This window comes from Burkholderia contaminans (genome assembly GCF_029633825.1).
In the GTDB taxonomy this organism is placed as follows: domain Bacteria; phylum Pseudomonadota; class Gammaproteobacteria; order Burkholderiales; family Burkholderiaceae; genus Burkholderia; species Burkholderia contaminans.
In genome coordinates this window covers 1,183,481-1,206,143 of record NZ_CP090640.1, presented here as the reverse complement: position 1 = coordinate 1,206,143, position 22,663 = coordinate 1,183,481, and the positions used below count along the sequence as shown (strand labels likewise).

Sequence of the window (22,663 nt, the reverse complement as noted above, 5' to 3'; positions counted from 1 at the left end):
GGCCGAAGCGCCCCATGCGCGATGACGCGACGCTCAACGCCCTTGCGTCTCCGTACACGCGGCTTCGATCCGGTTGCGCACCGGCACGTCGGCATGCGCGTGCCCGTCGGTATCGTCGCCCGATTCGGTAGCCACCCGCCGCCCGCCGAGAAACGCGAACACCACCCCCGCACACAGCACCGTCACGACCGCCAGCCCGATCAGCAACCGATCGAACGCATGCGTGTAACTCGCGAGCAGCGCTGCGTGCCCGACACCCGGCAACGCTACCGCCGCACCCGCGAGATCGCCGGTCCCGAGCCGCGCCGCCGCACGCAGCGTCGCGTCGGGCGTGCCGGCAGCGCCCGCCGCCTGCGTCAACCCGGTCCGCGCGAGCCCAGCCAGCACCGCACCAACGATCGCGAGCGCGATCCCCTCGCCGGCCACGCGCGTCGTGCTGAAGATTCCGGTCGCCATCCCCGCGCGTTCCTTCGGCACGACGCTCACCGACAGCCCGTCCATCAGCCCCCACGGCATGCCGGCCCCGATGCCGATCGTCACCATCGGCGCGATCGCCGCAGCCCCCGCGCCACCGCGCAGCGCGATGCCCAGCCACACGAGCCCGGCTGCCGCGATCAGGAGCCCGAGCCCCGAGATCACGCCGGCCGACAGCCAGCGCGTGAGCGTCGCCGCGATGAACGGCACGACCAGCATCGGCGCGGAAATCGCGAGCATCAGCCAGCCGGCGTCGATCTCGCTGAAGCCGTCGATGCCGATGAAGCGCAGCGGCAGCACGACGAGCAGCACGATGTAGCAGCAGCAGGTCGACACCGGCAGCACCTGCACGCCGACGAAGCGCGCGATCCGGAACAGCGACAGGTCGAGCATCGGCCGCGCGACCCGCGTCTCGATCGCGACGAACGCACCTGCGCCGAGCGCCGCGCCCGCCAGCAGCGCGATCACCAGCGGGCTCGACCAGCCGCGCGCGGGTGCCTCGATCACGCCGAACGTGAACAGCGTCAGCGCGGTGGTGAACGCGGCCGTGCCGGGCCAGTCGAGCCCTGTCGCATGCGGGTCGCGCGACTCGTGCATGCGCGGCAGCCCGAATACGAGCGACAGCCCGCCGGCCACCGCGCTCGTCACGAAGATCGCGCGCCAACCGTAATGCCCGATCAGCGCGCCGGCCAGCACCGGCCCGAACGCGAGCCCGATGCCGAAGGTCGTGCCGAGCAGGCTGAATGCGCGCGTGCGCGCCGCACCGTCGAATTCCTGCGCGAGCGCGGCCGTGCCGCCCGCGAGCGCCGCGGCCGCCGCGAGCCCTTGCGCGGCGCGCAGCAGGTCGACCGCGAGCATCGACGGCGCGAACGCGAGCGCGACCGACATCAGCGTGAAGCCGCCGACGCCGATCGCGAACAGGCGCTTGCGGCCGAACTGGTCGGCCAGCGCGCCGGCCGCCATCAGGAAGCTGCCGAACGCGAGCATGAACGCATTGGTGATCCAGTTCATCGCGACCGTCCCGCCGTGCAGGTCGCGGCCGATCGCGGGCGTCGCGACCGCGCCGCCCGAAAACGACAGCGGCAGCGCGACCGCGGCCATGCAGACGGCGGCCAGCACCCACGCACGCCGGCGTGCCGACAGGTCCGAAGCGCCTGAAAAAGGGTGATCCATCATCGCTCCTCGAAAAGCCGGCGCGGATGCGCCGTCAGAGCGACAGAAGATAAATCCGATTCAATCCGCGAAAAACTACGCAAAGCTCCGCATATAACGGACTAGAATTCCGCAATTCACTCGGCCACGTGCATCGCCGCACGCCTTCGACTCGATGGACAACCTGACCGGCATCGTCGCCTTCGTCCGCACCGCCGAAGCATTGAGCTTCGTCGCGGCCGGCCGCGCGCTCGGCATCTCGGCGTCGGCGGTCGGCAAGACGATCGCGAAACTCGAGCAGTCGCTCGGCGTGCGGCTGTTCAACCGCACGACCCGGCGCGTCACGCTCACCGAAGAAGGCCGGCACTTCTACGAACGCTGCCAGCGGATCCTCGAAGATTTCCGCGACGCGGAAGCAACCGTGACGGCCTCCGCACAGCGCCCGCGCGGCAAGCTGCGCGTGAGCCTGCCGGTGATCGGCTACCGGTTCCTGCTGCCGGTGCTGCCCGAATTCCGGCAGCGCTACCCGGACGTCGAGCTCGACCTCGATTTCAACGACCGGATGGTGGATGTCGTCGAAGGCGGCTTCGACGCGGTGATCCGCAGCGGCCCGCTGTCGGATTCGAGCCTGATGTCGCGGCGGCTCGGCCCGTTCGCGTTCGTGCTGTGCGCGACGCCCGCGTATCTCGCGCAGGCCGGCACGCCGCGCACACCGCGCGATCTCGAAGCGCACGAATGCGTGCGCTACTGCTTCCCGACCACCGGCAAGCTGCAGGACTGGGCGCTCGCGGCCGACGACGGCACGCCGCTGAAGCTGCGCACCGCGCTGACCTGCAACAACATGGAGGCGCTGCGCGGCACCGTGCTCGCGGGGCTCGGCATCGGCTACATGCCCGACTTCCTCGCGCGCGACGCGCTCGAGCACGGCGCACTCGTCACCGTGCTCGACGACTACCGGATCGCGCCGGGGCAATTCTCGATCGTGTGGCCATCGAGCCGGCAGCTGTCGCCGAAGCTGCGCGTGTTCGTCGATTTTCTGTGCGAGCGGTTGTTCAGGTAGGCGGGTGGCGAAAGCCGCGACAGCGGCCCTGCACGCCCCGTTTCAGTCCGCCCCGATCCGTTCCGCCTGCGCCTGCGGCAGCAACGCATCACTGTCGTCCTTCAGCCCGACGCCCGTCAGCCCGAGCCGTCGCGCGTGCGTCATCAGGTAATGCAGCTTGTGCGCGGCCCCCGCGTACGGCAGCCCTTCAGGCCGCACGTTCGAGATGCAGTTGCGCAACGCATCGTGGCAGCCGACCTTCGGCGCCCACGTCAGGTACACGCCGAGGCTGTCCGGCGAGCTGAGCCCCGGCCGTTCGCCGATCAGCATCGCGACGACCTTCGCGCGCAGCAGCTCGCCGATCTCGTCGCCGAGTGCGACGCGCGCCTGCGTCGCGACCACCACCGGGCCGATCCGCCAGCCGTCCGCGTCGAGCCGCGGCCGCACGGCCTGCAGCAACGGCAGCGCCTGTTTGGCGGCCGCGAACGCCGACAGCCCGTCGCCGACCACGAACACGACGTCGGGCGCATCATCGAGCGCCGCGCCGTAGCCGGCAAGCAGGCCGCGGCTGTCGTCCGACAGCTTGCGGCCAAGATCGGGCCGGCGCAGATAGTGATCGCGGTCCGGCGCGGCGCTCTGCACACCGAGCGTCGGCAGCAGGCCGGCCGCCTCGATCTCCCGCCGCAGCGCGCCCACGTCGAGCGGCTGGTGCACCGCGTCGCGCGCCTGCGCATGCGACAGGTTGAACGCGAGCAGCGGCGCCGTCGGCAGGCTGTTGCCCGCGCGGCCGAGCGCGATCCGCGCATTCGTGAACGACTTCAACTGCGCCCACGGGTTCTTTTCGACGGCGTCGCTCATGCCGAAATCCCCATCCAGTCGTTCGCGCCCGCAAGCAGCGGCACGCGCGAAGTCGCCGCACGCAACGCGCCGTGCGCGTCGGCGATCTCCATCGTCTCCAGCCACTCCTCGAATTCCGGCGCGCGGCGCAGGCCGAGCACCTCGCGTACGTAGAGCTGGTCGTGGAACGACGTGCTCTGGTAGTTCAGCATCACGTCGTCCGCGCCCGGAATCCCCATGATGAAGTTGATGCCGGCCGCGCCGAGCAGCGTCAGCAGCGTGTCCATGTCGTCCTGGTCGGCTTCCGCGTGGTTCGTGTAGCAGATGTCGCAGCCCATCGGCACGCCGAGCAGCTTCCCGCAGAAGTGATCCTCGAGCCCCGCGCGGATGATCTGCTTGCCGTCGTACAGGTATTCCGGCCCGATGAAGCCGACCACCGTGTTCACGAGGAACGGCTCGAACTTGCGCGCCACCGCATACGCGCGCACTTCGCAGGTCTGCTGGTCGACGCCGAAGTGCGCGTTCGCCGACAGCGCGCTGCCTTGCCCCGTCTCGAAGTACATCAGGTTGTTGCCGACCGTGCCGCGCTTGAGCGACAACGCGGCCTCGCGCGCCTCGGCGAGCAGCGCGAGCGAGATCCCGAAGCTCGTGTTCGCCTTCTCGGTGCCCGCGATCGACTGGAACACGAGGTCGACCGGCGCGCCCTTCTCGACCGCCGCGATCGTGTTGGTCACGTGCGTGAGCACGCACGACTGCGTCGGCACGCCGTAGCGTTCGCGAAAGCCGTCGATCATCGCGAGCAGCTTCACGATCGCCGCGAGGCTGTCGGTGGCCGGGTTGATGCCGATCATCGCGTCGCCGCAGCCGTACATCAGCCCGTCGAGCATCGACGCGGCGATGCCTTTCACGTCGTCGGTCGGGTGGTTCGGCTGCAGCCGCACCGACATCCGGCCCGGCAGCCCGACCGTGTTGCGAAAGCGCGTGACGACGCGGCGCTTCCTCGCCGCCGCGATCAGGTCCTGGTTGCGCATCAGCTTCGACACGGCCGCGACCATCTCGGGCGTGAGGCCGGGCGCGATCCGTTCGAGCGCGGCGCCGTCGGCGGCCGGCGACAGCAGCCAGTTGCGGAAATCGCCGACGGTGAGGTGCGAGATTTCCGCGAAGGCAGCCGCATCGTGGTCGTCGACGATGAGGCGCGTGACCTCGTCGTCTTCATACGGGATCACCGCTTCGTTCAGGAACGCCTTCAGCGGCACGCCCGCGAGCGCGATCTTCGCGGCGACGCGCTCCTCCTCGCTCGCCGCCGCGACACCGGCGAGCTGGTCGCCGGAACGCAGCGGGCTCGCCTTCGCGAGCAGCGTCTTCAGGTCCGCGAAGCGGTACGTGCGCGGACCGATCGTCTCCGTATAGGACATCTGCGAATCTCCTTGCCTAAAGCCGACGGCGCGCCCGTTCGACGGGGCGCGCCGGATGCCGTCAGGAACGGCCGTTCAACTTCACCCTGCTCACTCCTCCAGCAGCACGTCGCCCGGCGCACTCGCACGCTGCGAACGCGTCGCGAGGAAGTACGCATAGCCGAACGCGAGGAAGCCGAGGAACACCAGCGCGACCAGCCCGTTGAAGTAAATCATCGTACCGAGACAGACGAGCGCGGCCAGGATCGCGAATGCCGGGAAGATCGGGTACAGCGGCGCGCGGAATGGCCGCGCCATGTTCGGCTGCGAGCGGCGCAGCTTGAACAGCGACGCCATGCTCACGATATACATCACGATCGCACCGAATACCGACATCGTCACGATATTCGCGGTGAGCGTCTGCCCGCCGAACTGGATCAGCTCGTCGCTGTAGATCGCCGCGATCCCGACCACGCCGCCCGCGAGAATCGCGCGATGGGGCGTCTTGAAGCGCGGATGCACCTTCCCGAGCCATTCCGGCAGGTAGCCTTCGCGGGCCAGCGCGAAGATCTGGCGCGAATAGCCGAGGATGATCCCGTGGAACGACGCGACCAGCCCGAACAGCCCGAGCCACACGAGCATGTGCATCCAGCCGCTGTTCGCGCCGACGATGTACTTCATTGCCTGCGGCAGCGGGTCGTTGATGTTCGCGAGCTTCGTCCAGTCGCCCGCGCCGCCGGCGAACACCATCACGCCGATCGCCAGTGCAACGAGGGTCAGGATCCCGGCCACGTACGCGATCGGGATCGAGCGCTTCGGGTTCTTCGCTTCCTCGGCGGCCATCGCGACGCCTTCGATCGCGAGGAAGAACCAGATCGCGAACGGGATCGCCGCGAACATCCCGTGGAACGCGCCCACGCTGAAATGATCGGCGCCCGACCAGCCGCCCTTCATGAAGTTGCTCCACGCGAAGCCCGGCGACACGACGCCCATGAACACCAGCAGCTCGAAGATCGCAAGCAGCGTGACGACCAGCTCGAAGGTCGCCGCGATCTGCACGCCGACGATGTTCAGCGCCATGAACACGAGATACGCGCCCATCGCCGCATGCTTGGGCTCGAGGCCCGGGAACTGCACGTGCAGGTACGCGCCGATCGCGAGCGCGATCGCCGGCGGTGCGAACACGAACTCGACGAGTGTCGCCGCGCCGGCGAGATAGCCGCCGGTCGGGCCGAACGCACGGCGCGCATAAGCGAACGGGCCGCCCGCGTGCGGGATCGACGTCGTCAGCTCGGTGAAACTGAAAATGAAGGTGGTGTACATCGCCGCGACGAACAGCGCGGTGACGACGAAACCCAGCGTGCCGGCGCTCGCCCAGCCGTAGCTCCAGCCGAAGTACTCGCCGGAAATCACGAGGCCGACCGCAATGCCCCACAGTTGCCAGGTCCCGAGCGTCTGCTGCAGCGCGGGCTGGCCGGACGACTTGGCGCCGGCGGCGGGCCGGCCATTCGACTCTGCTTTCATCGGACTCTCTCCTCAAAGGCGCCGTGCCTGCCGGCCTGCGCGACTGAGAATCGATGCTAGAGAGTCATTAAACGACGTGTTATCGAAATTCGGCAAAGATCGCGGCTGACATTTCGCTTGCAGAAATGCAGGCGCGGAACGGCTGACGAAGCCGACACGCCGCAGGCGGCACGGCGGCCGCCATCTGCCGACAGCCGCGACAGCCGGCCGCTGGCGGCGCCGCGCGAGCGGACGCTGTCGCGTGCCGTTCTCGCCCGGCTGGATACACACGCTGCCGCAGCGCCGTCCGGCCATGCCGCGCGGCCGGACGGATGCTCGACGGTGGCTTTACTGGCCGCCGCCGCGCTGGTTGAACCAGCGGTCGAGCAGCTTGCCGGCCGCTTCGCGACCGCCGAGACCGAACGACAGCGCCACCGCCACCGCGATCGCGCCGAGCACGAGGCCGAATGCGAGCTGGACGATCTCGTTGGCGATGCCCATCGCGCGCAGCCCCATCGCGAACACGAGGCCCAGGATCGCGAATTGCGCGATGCGCGCGAACAGCACGCTGTGCTCGCGGTCGGCCTGCTCGATCACGCGGCGCGCGAGGCCCGCGAGCCACACGCCGATCACGAGGATCACGCCGCCCATCAGCACGTGGCCGCCGAATTCGATGAACAGCGTGACGACGTCGCGCACCTGCGAGAAGCCGAGCCGGTTCGCCGCTTCGACCGACGCGAACAGCATCGCGAAGAACACGATCAGCCGCGCGACCAGCACCGACGGCTGCAGGATCCCGGAAAACACGCGCTCGACGCCGAGCACGGCCGGCAGCCCGTCGACGCCCGCGGCTTCCAGCAGCTTCTGCGCGAGCGACGCGACGAAGCGCGCGAAGTAGAACGTCACCAGCACGATCACGATCGCCGCGACGATGTCCGGCACCGCGCCGAGGAACTGGTTCAGCATGTTGGTCGCGGGGATCGAGATCGCGTCGATCTTCAGCGCGTCGAGCGCGGAGATCAGCGTCGGCACGAACACGAACACGTAGACGATCGTGCCGACCAGGCTCGACACGCGCACGGGTGTCGGGCTGTCGATGCCCTGCGTGAGACGGTCGGCGCCGGCGGCGACGAGCAGGTTCGTCACGAGGCCGCGCAGCACGCGCGCGACGATCCAGCCGACGAAGCCGATCACCGCGGCCGCGAAGACGTTCGGCACGATCGCGAGCAGCTTGTCGACCATCCCCTGCACGGGCGACAGCAGCCCCGACAGCGCGAACGACGCGAGGATCGCCGGCAGGAACATCAGGATCACGAGCCAGAACAGCACGTCGCCGAGATAGCCGCTCATCGGCCGCATGCCGGCGCCTTCGGACAGCTTGTCGTCGATCTTGCTCGCCTTCAGCGCGCGGTTCGCGAGGCTGCGCAGCATCGACGCGATCAGCCACGCAATCAGCGTCAGCGCCCCGCCGCCGATCAGGTTCGGCAGGTAGTTGACGATGTGCGTGACGAGCAGCGAGAACGGGTTCGACACCGCGTACAGGTTGAGCACGTTGAAGATGCCGACCGCGGTGATCAGCAGCACAAGCCAGAACAGGCCGCCGGCGATGATGCGCTCGACGCAGGCGCCCTGGCCGGTGCTTTCGTTGATCCGCTGGTCGACCTTCAGCGCGCTGAGCAGGCGCAGCGCGCCGGCCCGCACCACGACGGCGATCAGCCAGCCGATCACCAGGATGCCAATCGCGCCGGCGATCTTTGGCAGATACCCCCCTAGCGTGGTCTGCAGCGACGTGATGAAGCTGGAAGCATCCATTTCTTCTTCTCCCGAAAACGTGGTGTTGCGATTGAACATCGACGAACTACCTGCGTACTTCGAAAAACGTGCTGCCCCGACTGAGCAACTTACCCGAGAAAAATGACGCGATCACCCGATTTCACCGTCTTTAACTTTAGTTCTAGATCTGGGAGGGGCAAGACCCCATTTCGTCAAAATAAAATGGGGCTCGATTCATCGGCTTCCTACGCATTTCCGCAAGATTTATCAAATCGGGCCGTGCTACCGTGGCGTCGGTTCCTGCCCTGACACGCCGATGACCATCGAAACGAGACCCGACCCGCCCGCCTGGATCCGCTACGCAGCGAGCGTGGCGCGCGTCCACGAGTACATCCGCGCGCACCTCGACGACCCGCTCGACCTGAACCGGCTCGCCGAAGTCGCGTGCCTGTCGCCGTATCACTGGCAGCGCGTCTATCGCGCGCTGTACGGCGAGTCGATCGTGCTGACGGTGCGGCGGATGCGGATCGTGCGCGCGTCCGAGGATCTCGTGTGCACGGCGCGGCCGATCGACGAGATCGCGCGGCGCGCGGGCTACGGTTCGACACATGCGTTCGCGCGGGCGTTTCGCGACGCGTACGGCGTGCCGCCTGCGCAGCACCGGCGCACGGGCAGCCACCGGCCCATCTATCCGTTACAACGAGGAGAGGAAGACATGTTCAAGCATGAAGTCGAGATCCGGCGGCTGCCGGAATTACACGGCTATGCGGTGGCGCACACCGGTTCGTACTTGAAGGTGGGGGACGCGTTCGCCCGGATCGGCGCGTGGGTCGGTCCGCGCGGGCTGATCGGCCCGGGCGCGAAGATGATCGGCATCTTTTACGACGATCCGGACACCACGCCCGAAGCGCAGTTGCGCGCGAAAGCGTGCTTCATGCCGGCCGACGGTGCGCCGGACATCGAACCCGCGCCGCCGGTGGAGCGCGTAACGGTGGCGGGCGGCGAATACGCGGTGCTGCTGCATACGGGGCCGTATGCGGACCTGAAGACGGCCTACCAGTGGCTCTACGGCGACTGGTTGCGGCATTCGGGCCGCGAAGCCGCCGATGCGCCGCCGTTCGAGCTGTACCTCAATACGCCGATGGACGCGGCGCCGGCCGACCTGCGCACCGAGATCTACCTGCCGCTGCGCTGATCGAAAGGCCGGTGGCGACAGCCCCGGCCCTGAAACGAAGCGCGCCGGCCGGCGTTCGCACGCCGCCGGCGCGAATGCGCTGACCAACCGACTCAAGCAGCCTGCGTCCCGCACCCGGGACAGAACCGCGCGTCGGCCGCCAGCGCCGAGTGGCAGCGGCTGCAGGACTTGCCGCGTTGCGCGGCGCCGCACTGCGCGCAGAAACGCGCATCCGACGCGTTGAGCGCACCACAGCCCGCGCAGGCAAGCTGACTCAGCGGCACGTTGCCGCCGCTTTGGCCGCTTCGACTGTCGGCCGGCGCCTGCCAGCCCCAGCCGTAACGATCGCGGCCGCGCGCCTCGTGGCCGCCGTGGCCGTCCTGGCGCTGCCCGCCGTGATGCCCGCCGCCATGGCCGCTGTTGTTGCCATGTCCGCCGCCATGGCCGCCCAGGATTCGTTTCAGAAAGCTCATCGCCTGCTCCTCAACGCTTGGCCTGCGCGCTGCCGAACGCCCCCGAGGACGACAGCAGCCGCAAACCGTTGGCCACGACGATCAGGCTTGCGCCCGCGTCGGCGAAGACCGCCATCCACATCGTGCCGAGCCCCGCGACCGTAAGGCCGAGGAACACGATCTTCACGCCGAGCGCGAAGCCGATGTTCTGCACCAGTACGCGATGCGTCGCACGCGACAGCCGCACGAACGCGGGAATCTTGCGCAGGTCGTCGTCCATCAGCGCGACGTCGGCCGTCTCGATTGCGGTGTCGGTGCCCATCGCACCCATCGCGAAGCCGATGTCGGCGCGCGCGAGCGCCGGTGCGTCGTTGATCCCGTCGCCGACCATCCCGACCGCGCCCGTGCCGCCGGCCGACAGTTCCTCGACCGCCGCGAGCTTGTCTTCCGGCAACTGGTTGCCGCGCGCATCGTCGATGCCGGCCTGCTGCGCGATCGCCTGCGCGGTATGCGGGTTGTCGCCGGTCAGCATCGCGGTGCGGATGCCGAGCGCATGCAGATCGGCGATCGCTTCACGGCTCGTGTCCTTGATCGTGTCGGCCACCGCGAAGATGCCGAGCACGCGCGCTTCGTCGACCAGCACCACGACGCTCTTGCCCTGCCGCTCGAGCGCATCGAGCTTCGCTTCGAGCGCCGGCGAGCAGCGCTCGAGCTCCTCGACGAGCCGGTGGTTGCCGAGCCAGTAGCGCGTGCCGTCGATCGTGCCCTGCACGCCGCGCCCGACGATCGCTTCGAAGTCCTGCACATCGGCGAATGCCGTCGTGCCGGTGTCGCGCGCTGCAGTTGCGATCGCCTGCGACACCGGATGATCGGAGCGCGCCGCCAGGCTCGCGCCGAGGTGCCGCACACGTGCCGCATCGGCGTCGGTCGCATGCAGGTCGAAGTCGGTCTGCACCGGCTTGCCGTGCGTGATCGTGCCGGTCTTGTCGAGCGCGAGCCACGCGAGCTTGCGCCCTTCTTCCAGGTACACGCCGCCCTTCACGAGAATCCCGCGTCGCGCCGCGGCCGCGAGGCCCGACACGATCGTCACCGGCGTCGAGATCACCAGTGCGCACGGGCACGCGATCACCAGCAGCACCAGCGCGCGGTAGATCCAGTCGTGCCATGCCCCGCCCATGACGATCGGCGGCACCACCGCGACCAGCAGCGCGACCGCGAACACGATCGGCGTATAGACGCGTGCGAACTGGTCGACGAAGCGCTGCGTCGGCGCCTTCGCACCTTGGGCTTCCTCGACCGCGTGAATGATCCGCGCGAGCGTCGAGTTCGCCGCGACGGCCGTCACGCGATAGTCGAACGAACCCGATTCGTTGATCGTGCCCGCGTACACGGCGTCGCCGGTCGTCTTTTCGACGGGCAGGCTCTCGCCGGTGATCGGCGCCTGGTTCACCGTCGAGCGGCCCGCGACGACTTCGCCGTCCAGCCCGATCCGCTCGCCCGGCTTCACGCGCACGACTGCACCGAGCGCCACCTGTGCGGCCTCGATCGTGCGCCACGCCCCGTCGGCGTCCTGCACGGTCGCGGTGTCCGGCGCGAGCTGCATCAGGCCCTGGATCGCATTGCGGGCGCGGTCGAGCGACTTCGCTTCGATCAGCTCGGCGATCGTGAACAGCACCATCACCATCGCTGCTTCCGGCCACTGGCCGATCGCCATCGCGCCCGTCACCGCGATGCTCATCAGCGCGTTGATGTTCAGGTTGCCGTTGCGGATCGCAATCCAGCCCTTCTTGTACGTGGTGAGCCCGCACGCGAGCACCGCCGCGAGCGCGAGCGCCGCCGCGAGCCACACGGGCAGGGCCGCCCGGGTCGCGCCCTCGGACGCGATCGCAGCGACGCCGGCCAGCGCCAGCGGCCACCACGGCTTCGCGGGCGCGTCGGCGGCGCGGGCGGCCGGTGCGCCTGCCGTTGCCGCCTCGGGCGTCATCCCGAGCGAGCGGATCGCGCTTTCGATCGCGGGCTGGGCATCCGGCACGTGCTCGACGGTCAGCATCCGCTGCATCAGGTTGAATTCGAGCGCCGACACTTCGCTCATCCCGCCGAGCTTCTTGCGGATCAGCGTTTCCTCGGTCGGGCAGTCCATCTGCATGATCCGGAATGCGGAGCGCACGTGGCCCGACGCGGTCGCCTGCGCGACCGGCAGCGGCGCGAGCGTCAGCGCGGCAGGCGCGCAGCAATCGCCGGCCGCGTGGTCGTGGTCGTGGTCGTGGTCGTGCGCGGCGCTGCCGTGTGCACAGGCGGCGCCATGGACATGCCCGTCGCCGTGCTCGTGCGCAGGGCCATGACCTTGGTCGTGGTCGTGTTCCTTGCCGCTGCCGTGGTTGCAACCGGCGCCGTGGGCATGGCCCTCTTCACGAACCGCATGCGCGTGATCATGATCATGATCATGATCATGCTCGTGGTCGTGGTCGTGGCTGTGGGCATGCGACTGCGCGCCGCGCGCTGCGGCGGCCTTGCCATGCGCGTGCTCGCCGGCCGTCGGCGCCGCCTCGGCGACGGTGGCCGTATCCGTATCGTGCGCGTCGGCGCAGCACGGAGCGGCGCCGCCGGCATGACGGTGTCGTGGGTCGTGGGTACGCTGGGCGTCGGTCATGACAACCTCCTCAATGGCTAACGGTGTAGAGTTAACACCCTGAAGCCACTACAAGGTCAACCCTTACACGGGAGAAAGGCATGAAGATTGGCGAACTGGCCAAAGCGGCCCGCTGCACACCCGAGACGATCCGTTTCTACGAGAAAGAGGGTCTGATGCCGGATGCGGAGCGCACCGACTCGAACTACCGCAACTACACCGACGTGCACGTCGAACGCCTCCGCTTCATCCGCAACTGCCGTGCGCTCGATATGGCGCACGACGAAATCCGCGCGCTGCTGCAGCTCACCGACACGCCGGCCGACCCCTGCGATTCGATCAATTCACTGCTCGACGAGCACATCGGGCACGTCGATGCACGCCTCGCGGAACTCACGCATCTGCGCGACCAGCTCACCGAATTGCGCCGCCAGTGCGTCGGCGAACATTCGGTCGAGGATTGCGGCATCGTGCACGGTCTCGCGACGATGGAAACCGTCGCCCCGGCTGCGAAGCGCTCTCACCTCGGCTGAAACCCTTGTGAAATATGATAGTCTGGTCGAGAATAGTTATATTCTTACTAGATATTGAATAACTATTCATGTCCACCAGTCGTCCGTCCCCGCTAGCGCTGGCCGTCCTCGCGACGCTTACCGAAACGCCGATGCATCCCTACGGGATGCTGCAGCAACTGAAGGCTCGCGGGTACGACGAAGTCGTCAACGTGCGCCAGCGCACCAGCCTTTACCAGACGATCGACCGGCTGCTGCGCGACGGGATGATTGCCGTGCACGACACCGAGCGCGACGGTGCGTTTCCGGAGCGCACGCTGTATGCGCTGACCGAGGCCGGGCACACGGCCGGGCAGGCGTGGCTGCATGCGCTGCTCGCGGAGCCCGCGCGTGAATTCCCGGCGTTCGGCGCCGGTCTCGCGTTCCTGCCGCTGCTCGACGCCGAAGATGCCCGCCACCAGCTCGAGCTTCGAATCACGCGGCTCGACGCGGAGCGCGAGCGCCTCGAAACGCTGCGCGCCACCGCACAGGCCGACCAGGTGCCGCGCCTGTTCCTGCTGCAGAACGAGCATGCGCTCGTGCTGCTCAATGCCGAACTCGACTGGGCGCGCAGCGTCGTCGAACACCTGAAGATCGGCGCGCTGCGCTGGGTGGACGGCTGACGCGTCGCGCTGGCCGGCTCCCGCCGGCAACGTGCATCGCACCGATCAAAGCACCTTGCCGGGATTCAGGATGCCGAGCGGATCCAGCGCGGCCTTCAGGCGTCGCATCAATCCGATTTCCGCGTCGCTGCGCGTATGCGCGAGATAAGCGCGCTTGAGCACGCCGATCCCGTGTTCGGCCGACACCGACCCGCCCATCTCGCGCACCACCGCGTACACGCAGTGATCGAGTGCATCGAGGTCCGCGTCGGTCATCCCCGCCAGCGACACGCCGATATGCACATTGCCGTCCCCGACATGGCCGAAGAACAGGCACATGACGTCCGGCCAGCGCGCCCGCAACGCCGCCTCGCAGCGCTCGGCGAACGCACCGAGCTCGCCCGTCGGCAGGCTCACGTCGAAGTTGACGAGATGCGGCAGCGCGTCGATCGCGAGGCCTTCGCGCAGCGTCCACAAGTCGCGCGCCTGCCGCTCCGACGTCGCGAGCACCGCATCCTCCACGAGCCCCGCGTCGAACCCCGCCGCGAGACCGGTTTCCAGCGCCTGGTGCGCGTCACCGCCCGGCGCGCTCGTCGCGCATTCGATCAGTACCGCGAAGCCGTCGTCGCCGACGAACGGAGCCGAAACGCCCGGCGTATGACGCGCGACGTAGTCGTAGAACGCCGGCCACATCGCCTCGAAACTGACGACCTCCGGCAACATGCGCACGCGGTTCCACAGCGCGACCACCGCGTCGTAGTCGCGCACGCGGCAGAGCGCCGTGGCCGGTGCGGCCAGCAACGGATGCAGCCGCAGCACCGCACGCGTGACGACGCCGAGCGTCCCTTCGCTGCCGATGAACAGCTGCTTGAGGTCGTAGCCCGCGTTGTTCTTCAGCATCCGGTTCATCGACGACACGACCGTGCCGTCCGCGAGCACCGCCTCGAGCCCGAGCACCTGCTCGCGCATCATCCCGTAGCGGATCGCCCGCGTGCCACCCGCGTTGGTCGCGAGCATGCCGCCGATCTGGCATGAACCGCGCGCGCCGAGATCGACGCCGAACGTGAAACCCGCCGCTTCCGCGGCTTCCTGCACCGTCTGCAACGGCGTCCCGGCGCGCACGGTCATCGTGCCGGCCGCCGCGTCGAGCGCCTCGATGCCCGCGAAGCGTTCCATCGACAGCACCACCTCGCCGCCCAGCGCGACCGCACCGCGCGCGAGCCCCGTCAGGCCGCCCTGCGGCACGACCGGCTGGCCGAAACGCGTGCACAGCGCGAGCGTGCGCGACACGTCGTCGATGCTGCGCGGGCGCACCAGCGCATGCGGCCGCGCGCCGGCCGGCTCGTTGTACGCGGTGAAATAACGCGGATCGATGTCGGCCGAGCGGGTGACGAGCGCATCGCCCAGTTCGGCGACGAGCACGGCTTCGAGTCCGTCACCCGGCAGCGGCGCGCCGCCCCGATCGCTACCCGTGGCGGCCGTGTTCCGGTTCTGCATCGCGCGGCCCGCTTACTTCGCCGAGATGTCGATGTCGCCGAAATACTTCAGGCCGAGCGTCTTCACCGTCCCGTCCGCCTTCAGCTTGTCGATCGCCGCATCGAGTTTCGCCTTCAGCGCGCTGTCGCCTTTACGCAGCCCGAATGCGATGCCGTTGCCGAGGATCTTGTCGTCGCGCACCGGCTGGCCGACGAACGAGAAGCCCTTGCCGTCCGGACGCGACAGGAAACCGCGCTGGCCGGACGGTGCGAGCACGAGCGTCGCGTCGAGACGCCCGGACACGAGGTCCGCGTACGCCTGGTTCTGGTCCTGATACGGGACGACCGTGACGCCGGCCGGCTCCCAGTGCGCCTTCGCGAAGGTTTCCTGGATCGACGCCTGCAGCACGCCGACGCGCTTGCCCTTCAGCGATTCCGGCGTCGGCAGCAGGCCGCTGCCGGTGCGGGCGATCAGCTGGGTCGGCACGCGATAGATGATCGTCGTGAAGTCGATCGCCTGGCGCCGCTGCTCGGTCGCGTTCATCGCCGAGTTGATGGCGTCGAACTTGCGGCCCTGCAGCGCGGGAATCAGGCCGTCGAACGACGTCTCGATCCATTTGCACGACAGCTTCGCCGTCTGGCAGACGGCATTGCCGACGTCGACGTCGAAGCCCTGCAGGTCGCCGTTCGGCGCTTTCGATTCGAACGGCGGGTATTGCGCCTCGAGGCCGAAGCGCAGTGTCTGCGCTTCGGCGAGCGCCGCGCCCGAGCCGATGGCGCACGCGAGTGCGAACGCGAGTTTCAAGGGGGCCGTGTGCTTCATCGTGATCTCCTGTGTCTGGTCGGTGCGACGTTCCCGTCGCCGGATGCCCGTCGCCGGATGCCCGTCGCCTGTTTCCGTACGGGCCTTACAGCGAACGCAGCCGCCGCGCGCCTTCGATCAGCGTCGCGTCGTCCTTCGAAAAACTGAGCCGGATCACGCCGGCGTCGGTGCCGTCGGTATAGAACGCCGACAGCGGAATCGTCGCGACGCGCGCGTCGCGGATCAGGCGCAGCACGAAATCGCTGTCGCTTTCGTCCGAGAAGTGCCGGAAGCGCGCCAGCATGAAGAACGAGCCTTCGCTCGGCAGCAGCTCGAAACGCGAATCGGCCAGCTCTCGCGCGAGCAGGTCGCGCTTGGCCTGGTAGAACGCCGACAGGCCGAGGTAGCTGTCCGGCCGCGCGAGGATCTCCGCGAACGCGACCTGCATCGGCGTGTCGGCCGCGAACACCATGAACTGGTGCACCTTGCGGATCTCGTCCATCAGCTCGGCCGGCGCAAGGCAATAGCCGACCCGCCAGCCCGTCACGTGGAACGACTTGCCGAACGACGACACGATCACACTGCGCTCGGCCAGCTCGCGATGGCGCGCCATGCTCTGGTGCTGCGCGCCGTCGAACACGACGTGCTCGTAGACCTCGTCGGACAGGATCACGATGCCGGTATCGCGCGTGAGCTGCGCGAGCCGTTCGAGATCGTCGGCCGAGAACACGGTCGCGGTCGGGTTGTGCGGCGTGTTGACGATGATCATCCGCGTGCGCGGGTTGATCGCCGCGGCGACTTCGTCCCAGTTCACGCGGAAATGCTCGGGCGACAACTTGATCGCCACCGGCGTCGCGCCCTGCAGCCGCACGATCGGCGCATAGCTGTCGAACGACGGCTCGAAGTAGATCACCTCGTCGCCCGGATGCACGAGCGCGCTGATCGCCGCGTAGAGCCCTTCGCTCGCGCTGGCGATCACCGTGATCTCGGTGGCCGGGTCGTAGTGCGTGCCGTACAGCGCCTCGGTCTTCTCGGCGAGCCGCTCGCGCAGCGCCATGACGCCGGCCATGGGCGCGTACTGGTTGTGTCCGTCGCGCATCGCGCGCGCAACGCCTTCGACGAGCGCCGGATCGGGCGCGAAATTCGGCGCCCCTTGCGACAGGTTCAACGCGTCGTGGCGGGCAGCCAGTTGGCCGATCACCGTGAAGATCGTCGTCCCGACGTCGGGCAATTTCGAGCGGGGCGCGGTGGCGCTTCGCATGACTCCTCCTTCTGATGTCCTTCGGGCGGCCGCGCGCGACGCGCACGGCCTGCATCCGTCGCACGATTTAGCCCGAGCCAATATCGGCGGACAATCGAAAGTTCGTCATGGCGACCATGCATTTTTCTCATGGCTCGCCGCGAGGAGTACGCAGCGGCAAGGCAAGCCTGCCGGAGCGACATGCGAATCAGGCATTTCCCCTAGGAATGCTACCGGCCGGCCGCCGCCAGGTAGGCGAGCAGCACGGCCCGCAGTTCGTCGCGCAGCGCGGCGATGTCGAACGCGGGCCCGAGCGTCAGCAACGCCTGCGAAAGGCCGCCGTAGCAGATCGCGTGCGCCATCCGCGCGAGCCCGTCGAGCCGCGCGGCCGGCGGCGGATCGGCCGCGTGCGCGAGCGCGTCGCGCCACAGCGCGACATACGCGTCGTAATGCCGACGGTAGGCGGTGAGCGGCGACACCTGCCGCTCCAGCGCGAAGAGCGCGCCCCACAGCGCCGCGTCGGCGCCGATCGCCTCGACCTGCAGGTCGACGAGCGCGGCGGCCAGTTCGGCCCGCGGCGCTCGCGCAGCCGCGCCACGGTGTCGCGCAGCCGGTCGGCCAGCGCCAGCACGTGCCGGTGGATGCAGAGCGCCGCGAGGCTCTGCTTGTCGCCGAAATATTCGTAGAAGGTGCCGATGCTCACGCCCGCGACCGCCGCGATCTCACGGATCGTCGCCTTCGCGTAGCCGCGTTCGAGCAAAAGCTGAACGAACGCCTGCTGCAGCGCGTCGGAACTCGCCTGCGCGCGCGACTGGCGCGGCCGGCGGCGCAAGGCGGGCGCGGGTTGCGCCGCCGGCTGGCCGGGCGGCGCCGGAACCTGAACATGTCGCGGCGGCATATTTGCTACTCTGGAAATCAGCAGGGAATGCGTTTTACCGGGGGCCGGAGCCGGCGCCGAAGCGTCATCCGTGCGGCATGACGCCGGCCGCCCGCGAAGCATGAGACCGGAGACACCTCGATGACCGAATCGACTCACGCCGTCACGAACCAGTTCGACGAACTGGTCGACTATAACCTCTTCACGACGGACATCGCGCTGCGCGACGCGCTCACCCGCGCGGGCGCCGACTGGGCCGTGCCGCAGCTCGACGCCTACGGCGCGCGGCTCGGCAGCGCCGACACCGCACGGCTCGCCGACGAAGCGAACCACCACACGCCGGAACTGCACACCTTCGACCGGCGCGGCCGGCGCATCGACCGCGTCGACTTCCACCCGGCCTGGCACACGCTGCTCGGCCAGTACCGCCACGAAGGCTTCGTGTCGCTCGCGTTCCGCGACACGCGCCGCGGCCGCTGGGCCGCGACGGCCGCCGGCTTCTACCTGCACGGCCAGATCGAGGCCGGCACGCTGTGCCCGGCGACGATGACGCAGGCCGCGATTCCCGTACTGCAGAAGGAGCCCGCGCTGTGGGACCTGCTGCGCGACAAGCTCTACAGCGACGACTACGATCCGCGCGACGTGCCGGTCGCCGACAAGCGCTCGATCTGGTTCGGCATGGGCATGACCGAGAAACAGGGCGGCTCCGACGTGCGCGCGAACACGACGCTCGCGACCGCCGTCGGCGCGGGCGGACGCGGCGGCGAATACCGGCTGCGCGGCCACAAGTGGTTTTTCTCGGCGCCGATGTGCGACGCGCATCTCGTCGTCGCGCGCACCGAAGCCGGCAGCCCTTCGTGCTTCTACGTACCGCGCTGGCGGCCGGACGGCACGAAGAACGCGGTCGAGATCCAGCGGCTGAAGGACAAGGTCGGCAACCGCAGCAACTCGAGCAGCGAGATCGAGTTGAACGACGCGTGGGGCATCATGCTCGGCGACGAAGGCCGCGGCATTCCGACCATCATCGAGATGGCCACCTACACGCGGCTGAACTGCGTGCTCGGCAGCGCGGCGATGCTGCGCCAGGGCGTCGTGCAGGCGATCGCGTACACGCGCCAGCGCCATGCGTTCGGCCGCGCGCTCGCCGAGCAGCCGCTGATGCGCACCGTGCTCGCCGATCTCGCGCTCGAAAGCGAAGCGGCGCTGTCGCTGTCGATGCGTCTCGCCGACGCGTTCGAGCGCGACGACTCGCCGCGCGAACGCGCATGGAAGCGCATCGTCACGCCCGCCGCGAAATTCTGGGTGTGCAAGCGCGCGGTCGAGCTGACCGGCGAGGTGATGGAAGTGTTCGGCGGCAACGGCTACGTCGACGATGGCCCGATCGCGCGGCTGTTCCGCGAGGCGCCCGTCAACTCGATCTGGGAAGGCTCGGGCAACGTGATGTGCCTCGACGTGCTGCGCGCGATATCGCGCGAGCCCGACGCGGCCGCCGCGCTGTTTGCCGAACTCGCCGATCTCGGCGCGGGCGAACCGCGCATCCGCGCGGCGCTCGATGCGCTGCGCGCGATGCTCGCGGCGCCTGCCGACACGCTCGAGGCATCGGGCCGCGTGGTCGCGCAGCGGCTCGCGGTGGTCGCGCAAGCCTGCCTGCTGCACCGCGATGCGCCGGCGCCCGTTGCCGACGCATTCATCGCGACGCGGCTCGCCGCGCCCGACTGGGGCCGCATCGCGGGCGGCTTCGATCCGCACACGATCGACGTCGCCGCGCTGCTGCAGCGCGCGTACCCGGCCTGATGCCGTTTCGGACAACGCAATACGACCCCGTTCGCCTTCGATCGCCCGCCCGGAGTTCCGATGAACCTCGTCGCCGCCCTTGATCGCGCCGCCCGTGCGACGCCCGACCAGCCGTTCCTCGTCAGCGAATCCGCGACGATCACCTATGCCGCCGCGCGCGAGCGCTCGCACCGCGCGGCAGCCGTGCTGAGCGCGCTCGGCGTCGCGGCCGGCGACCGTGTCGCCGCGATGTGCTTCAACACGCCGGCGTTCGTCGACCTGATGTTCGGCGCGTGGCGGCTCGGCGCGACGTTCGTGCCGGTCAACCACAAGCTGCAGGCGCCGGAAGTCGACTACGTGCTCGAACACAGCCGCAGCAAGGCGCTGCTGTTCGACGTCGCGCTCGCGCCGGTGGTCGAACGCCTCGTGCATCCCGCGCGGCGGCTCGTGACCGAAGGCGAACTCGACGGCGTGCCGTGCTTCGACACGCTGTGCGCGACGATGGACGGCCTCGCGGGCATCGAGCCGGCCGACGGCGACATCGCGCAGATCCTCTATACGTCGGGCACGACCGGCCACCCGAAAGGCTGCGTGCACAGCCACCGCACCGTGACGCTCGCGGCGATGCAGGCGGCGCTCGCGACCGGCATCGGCCGCCACGAGCGCACGCTGATGGCGATGCCGATCTGGCATTCGTCGCCGCTCAACAACTGGTTCGGCGGCACGTTGTACGCAGGCGGCACCGTCGTGCTGCTGCGCGAATACCATCCGCTGCGCTTCCTGCAGACTATCGAGCGCGAGCGCGTGACGCTGTATTTCGGTGCGCCGGTGTCGTACCTGCTGCCGCTCGACACGGTCGACGGCTTCGCGGCGTTCGACCTGTCGAGCGTGCGCGCCTGGCTGTACGGCGGCGGCCCGATCGGCCCCGCGCAGGCCGAACGTCTCACGCGTGCGTATCGCAGCGATGCGTTCTTCCAGGTGTACGGCATGACCGAAGCAGGCCCGGCCGGCACGACGCTGTATCCGGACGAGCAGATCGCGAAGGCCGGTTCGATCGGCCGCACCGGCGGCCCGGGTGTCGACCTGCGCGTCGTGCGGATCGACGGCCTCGACGCGCACCCGGGCGAGACCGGCGAGATCTGGCTGAAGACCGACAGCATGATGCTCGGCTATCTCGACGATGCGGCCGCAACGCGCGCCGCGTTCGCGCCGCACGGCTGGTATCGCACCGGCGATATCGCGCGAATCGATCAGGATGGCTACCTGTTCATCGTCGACCGGCTGAAGGACATGATCGTGACGGGCGGCGAGAACGTCTATTCGAAGGAAGTGGAGGACGTGCTCGGCGCGCACCCGGACATCGCCGAGGCGGCCGTCGTCGGCGTCCCGCATCCCGAGTGGGGCGAGACGGTCGTCGCGCACGTGGTGCTGCGCGCGGGCACCGTGCCCGACGCGGATGCGCTGCGCGCGTTCTGCGGCGAGCGCCTCGCCGCGTACAAGATCCCGCGCGAATTCACGTTCGCGCAGGCGCTGCCGCGCACGCCGACGGGCAAGCTGCAGAAGTTCCTGCTGCGCGTGCGTCGCGAATAGCCGCTCGAGCGGCCGCGGCAAAAGAAAAAGCCACCCGGCCCGACGGCCCGGTGGCTTTTTCGCATGATCGACGGGGCGGCGGCATGCGCCGCCGCCTGCGCGTCACATCAAAGGCTGCTTACTTGCCGCCGATGCTCTTCAGCGGCTTCCACTCGCCCTTCTCGACCTTGTACATCGTGATGCCGCCGTTCTTCAGGTCGCCCTTCGCGTCATACGCGACGTGCGTCGACGTCACGCCGGCCATGTCGGTCTTCGCGAGCACCGGCAGGTACTTCGCCGGATCGGTCGAATCGGCCTTCTTCATCGCGTTGAACAGCGCCATCGCACCGTCGTACGCATACGGCGAGTACGTCTGCACGTCTTCGCCGAAGCGCTTCTTGTACTTGTCGGCGTACGTCTTGCCGCCCGGCATTTCTTCCAGCGGGAGGCCTGCCAGCGAAGCGATCGTGCCGTCCGCCGCGGTGCCCGCGATCTTCAGGAACGTCGGTGTCTTCACCATTTCGCCGCTCATCAGCGGGGCGGTGATGCCGAGCGTCTTCATCTGCTTGACCATCGGTGCCGCCTGCGAATCCGCGCCGCCGTAGTAGACGAGATCCGGCTTCGCCGCCTTCAGCTTGGTCAGGATCGCCTTGAAGTCGACAGCCTTGTCGTTCGTGAATTCACGGTCGACGATCGTCGCGCCGCCGGCCTTCGCGGCCTTCTCGAACTGGTCGGCGAGACCCTGGCCGTAGGCCGTGCGGTCGTCGACGATCGCGATCTTCTTCATGCCGAGATCCTTCGACGCGAACGTGCCGGCCACCGAGCCCTGCTGCGTGTCGGACGTCATCATGCGGAAGGTCGTCTTGTAGCCCTGCTGCGTGTATTCCGGTGCGGTCGCCATCGCGATCTGCGGAATGCCCGCGTTCGCGTAGATGCGCGAAGCCGGAATCGTCGTGCCCGAGTTGAAGTGGCCGAGCATGCCCTTGATGCCGTCGTCGACGAGCTTCTGCGCGACCGTCGTGCCGGTGCGCGGGTCAGCCTGGTCGTCCTGCGTGTCGAGCACGAACTTCACCGGCTTGCCGCCGATCTTCGGGCTCGTCGCGTTGAAATCCTCGATCGCGAGCGCGATCCCGTTCTGCATATCCTTGCCGTAGTGCGCCTGCGCGCCCGTCATCGGCCCTGCGTAACCGATCTTCACGTCATCCGCATGGGCCGTCCCCGCCAGCGACATGACCGCGACGAACGTCGCGCCTGCCAGCTTTTTCATCGTGTGTTGCATAGCATCTCCTTGGTACCAGGGTAAATGGAGCGGCTTCGGGATCGCCTAGCCGCTTCCTTTGTTTGATC

General features: G+C 68.6%; 17 protein-coding genes and 1 pseudogene. 6 read left to right on the top strand and 12 right to left on the bottom strand.

All coding sequences use genetic code 11. The features are described 5' to 3' along the window. Positions 1-33: 33 nt before the first annotated feature. Positions 34-1,647, bottom strand: coding sequence for an MFS transporter (locus LXE91_RS05590; protein ID WP_039351375.1), 1,614 nt, complete (start codon positions 1,645-1,647; stop codon positions 34-36). A gap of 154 nt (positions 1,648-1,801) precedes the next feature. Between LXE91_RS05590 and LXE91_RS05585 the strand changes: the two genes are divergently transcribed. After that, entirely contained in the window at positions 1,802-2,686 is an 885-nt protein-coding gene (locus LXE91_RS05585; protein WP_039351377.1) for a LysR family transcriptional regulator, read from the top strand. A gap of 42 nt (positions 2,687-2,728) precedes the next feature. Here the strand turns inward: LXE91_RS05585 and eutC are convergent, their stop codons facing one another. From eutC to LXE91_RS05565, 4 genes are all read right to left on the bottom strand, one after another. Next, entirely contained in the window at positions 2,729-3,523 is a 795-nt protein-coding gene (gene eutC / locus LXE91_RS05580; RefSeq protein ID WP_039351381.1) for an ethanolamine ammonia-lyase subunit EutC, read from the bottom strand. Further along, complete coding sequence (locus LXE91_RS05575; RefSeq protein WP_039351384.1) at positions 3,520-4,917, bottom strand: ethanolamine ammonia-lyase subunit EutB; 1,398 nt, start codon at positions 4,915-4,917, stop codon at positions 3,520-3,522. Before LXE91_RS05575 ends, eutC begins: the two co-directional genes overlap by 4 nt. Positions 4,918-5,007: 90 nt before the next feature. Beyond that, positions 5,008-6,420, bottom strand: a complete 1,413-nt coding sequence (eat, locus tag LXE91_RS05570) for an ethanolamine permease (RefSeq protein WP_039351387.1) — start codon at positions 6,418-6,420, stop codon at positions 5,008-5,010. 327 nt (positions 6,421-6,747) lie between these two features. Further along, positions 6,748-8,211, bottom strand: coding sequence for a mechanosensitive ion channel (locus LXE91_RS05565; protein WP_039352195.1), 1,464 nt, complete (start codon positions 8,209-8,211; stop codon positions 6,748-6,750). Between the two features lie 277 nt (positions 8,212-8,488). On the opposite strand from LXE91_RS05565, the gene LXE91_RS05560 reads away from it, so the two are divergent. Next, positions 8,489-9,367, top strand: a complete 879-nt coding sequence (locus LXE91_RS05560; protein ID WP_039351389.1) for an AraC family transcriptional regulator — start codon at positions 8,489-8,491, stop codon at positions 9,365-9,367. A 92-nt stretch (positions 9,368-9,459) separates the two neighbouring features. Here the strand turns inward: LXE91_RS05560 and LXE91_RS05555 are convergent, their stop codons facing one another. Both LXE91_RS05555 and LXE91_RS05550 read right to left on the bottom strand, forming a co-directional pair. Further along, positions 9,460-9,819 (bottom strand): zinc ribbon domain-containing protein, encoded by a 360-nt coding sequence (locus LXE91_RS05555; RefSeq protein WP_039351392.1) that lies wholly within the window; start codon positions 9,817-9,819, stop codon positions 9,460-9,462. Between the two features lie 10 nt (positions 9,820-9,829). Beyond that, on the bottom strand, positions 9,830-12,448 hold the full coding sequence (locus LXE91_RS05550) for a heavy metal translocating P-type ATPase (RefSeq protein WP_423191623.1): 2,619 nt from the start codon (positions 12,446-12,448) through the stop codon (positions 9,830-9,832). An 80-nt stretch (positions 12,449-12,528) separates the two neighbouring features. Here LXE91_RS05550 and cadR point away from each other — a divergent pair, with 80 nt between their 5' ends. Continuing rightward, on the top strand, positions 12,529-12,960 hold the full coding sequence (cadR, locus tag LXE91_RS05540; RefSeq protein WP_011350541.1) for a Cd(II)/Pb(II)-responsive transcriptional regulator: 432 nt from the start codon (positions 12,529-12,531) through the stop codon (positions 12,958-12,960). A 68-nt stretch (positions 12,961-13,028) separates the two neighbouring features. Next, positions 13,029-13,601, top strand: coding sequence for a PadR family transcriptional regulator (locus tag LXE91_RS05535; protein ID WP_039351398.1), 573 nt, complete (start codon positions 13,029-13,031; stop codon positions 13,599-13,601). 45 nt (positions 13,602-13,646) lie between these two features. Here the strand turns inward: LXE91_RS05535 and LXE91_RS05530 are convergent, their stop codons facing one another. From LXE91_RS05530 to LXE91_RS05515, 4 genes and pseudogenes are all read right to left on the bottom strand, one after another. Then, entirely contained in the window at positions 13,647-15,077 is a 1,431-nt protein-coding gene (locus LXE91_RS05530; RefSeq protein ID WP_039351401.1) for an FAD-binding oxidoreductase, read from the bottom strand. 12 nt (positions 15,078-15,089) lie between these two features. Beyond that, on the bottom strand, positions 15,090-15,878 hold the full coding sequence (locus LXE91_RS05525; RefSeq protein ID WP_039351402.1) for an ABC transporter substrate-binding protein: 789 nt from the start codon (positions 15,876-15,878) through the stop codon (positions 15,090-15,092). A gap of 85 nt (positions 15,879-15,963) precedes the next feature. Next, positions 15,964-17,118 carry a pyridoxal phosphate-dependent aminotransferase gene (locus LXE91_RS05520; protein WP_039351404.1) on the bottom strand — a complete coding sequence of 385 codons (1,155 nt, stop codon included), beginning with the start codon at positions 17,116-17,118 and terminating at the stop codon, positions 15,964-15,966. Positions 17,119-17,327: 209 nt separating this feature from the next. Then, positions 17,328-17,995: pseudogene (locus LXE91_RS05515) on the bottom strand (TetR/AcrR family transcriptional regulator). 120 nt (positions 17,996-18,115) lie between these two features. Between LXE91_RS05515 and LXE91_RS05510 the strand changes: the two are divergent. Then, complete coding sequence (locus LXE91_RS05510; protein WP_039351408.1) at positions 18,116-19,768, top strand: acyl-CoA dehydrogenase family protein; 1,653 nt, start codon at positions 18,116-18,118, stop codon at positions 19,766-19,768. A gap of 60 nt (positions 19,769-19,828) precedes the next feature. Next, positions 19,829-21,337: a class I adenylate-forming enzyme family protein gene (locus tag LXE91_RS05505; protein ID WP_039351411.1), complete on the top strand. Its 1,509-nt coding sequence runs from the start codon at positions 19,829-19,831 to the stop codon at positions 21,335-21,337. Between the two features lie 118 nt (positions 21,338-21,455). On the opposite strand, the gene LXE91_RS05500 is transcribed toward LXE91_RS05505, so the two are convergent. Continuing rightward, positions 21,456-22,595, bottom strand: a complete 1,140-nt coding sequence (locus tag LXE91_RS05500; protein ID WP_039351413.1) for a branched-chain amino acid ABC transporter substrate-binding protein — start codon at positions 22,593-22,595, stop codon at positions 21,456-21,458. Between the last annotated feature and the right edge of the window lie 68 nt (positions 22,596-22,663).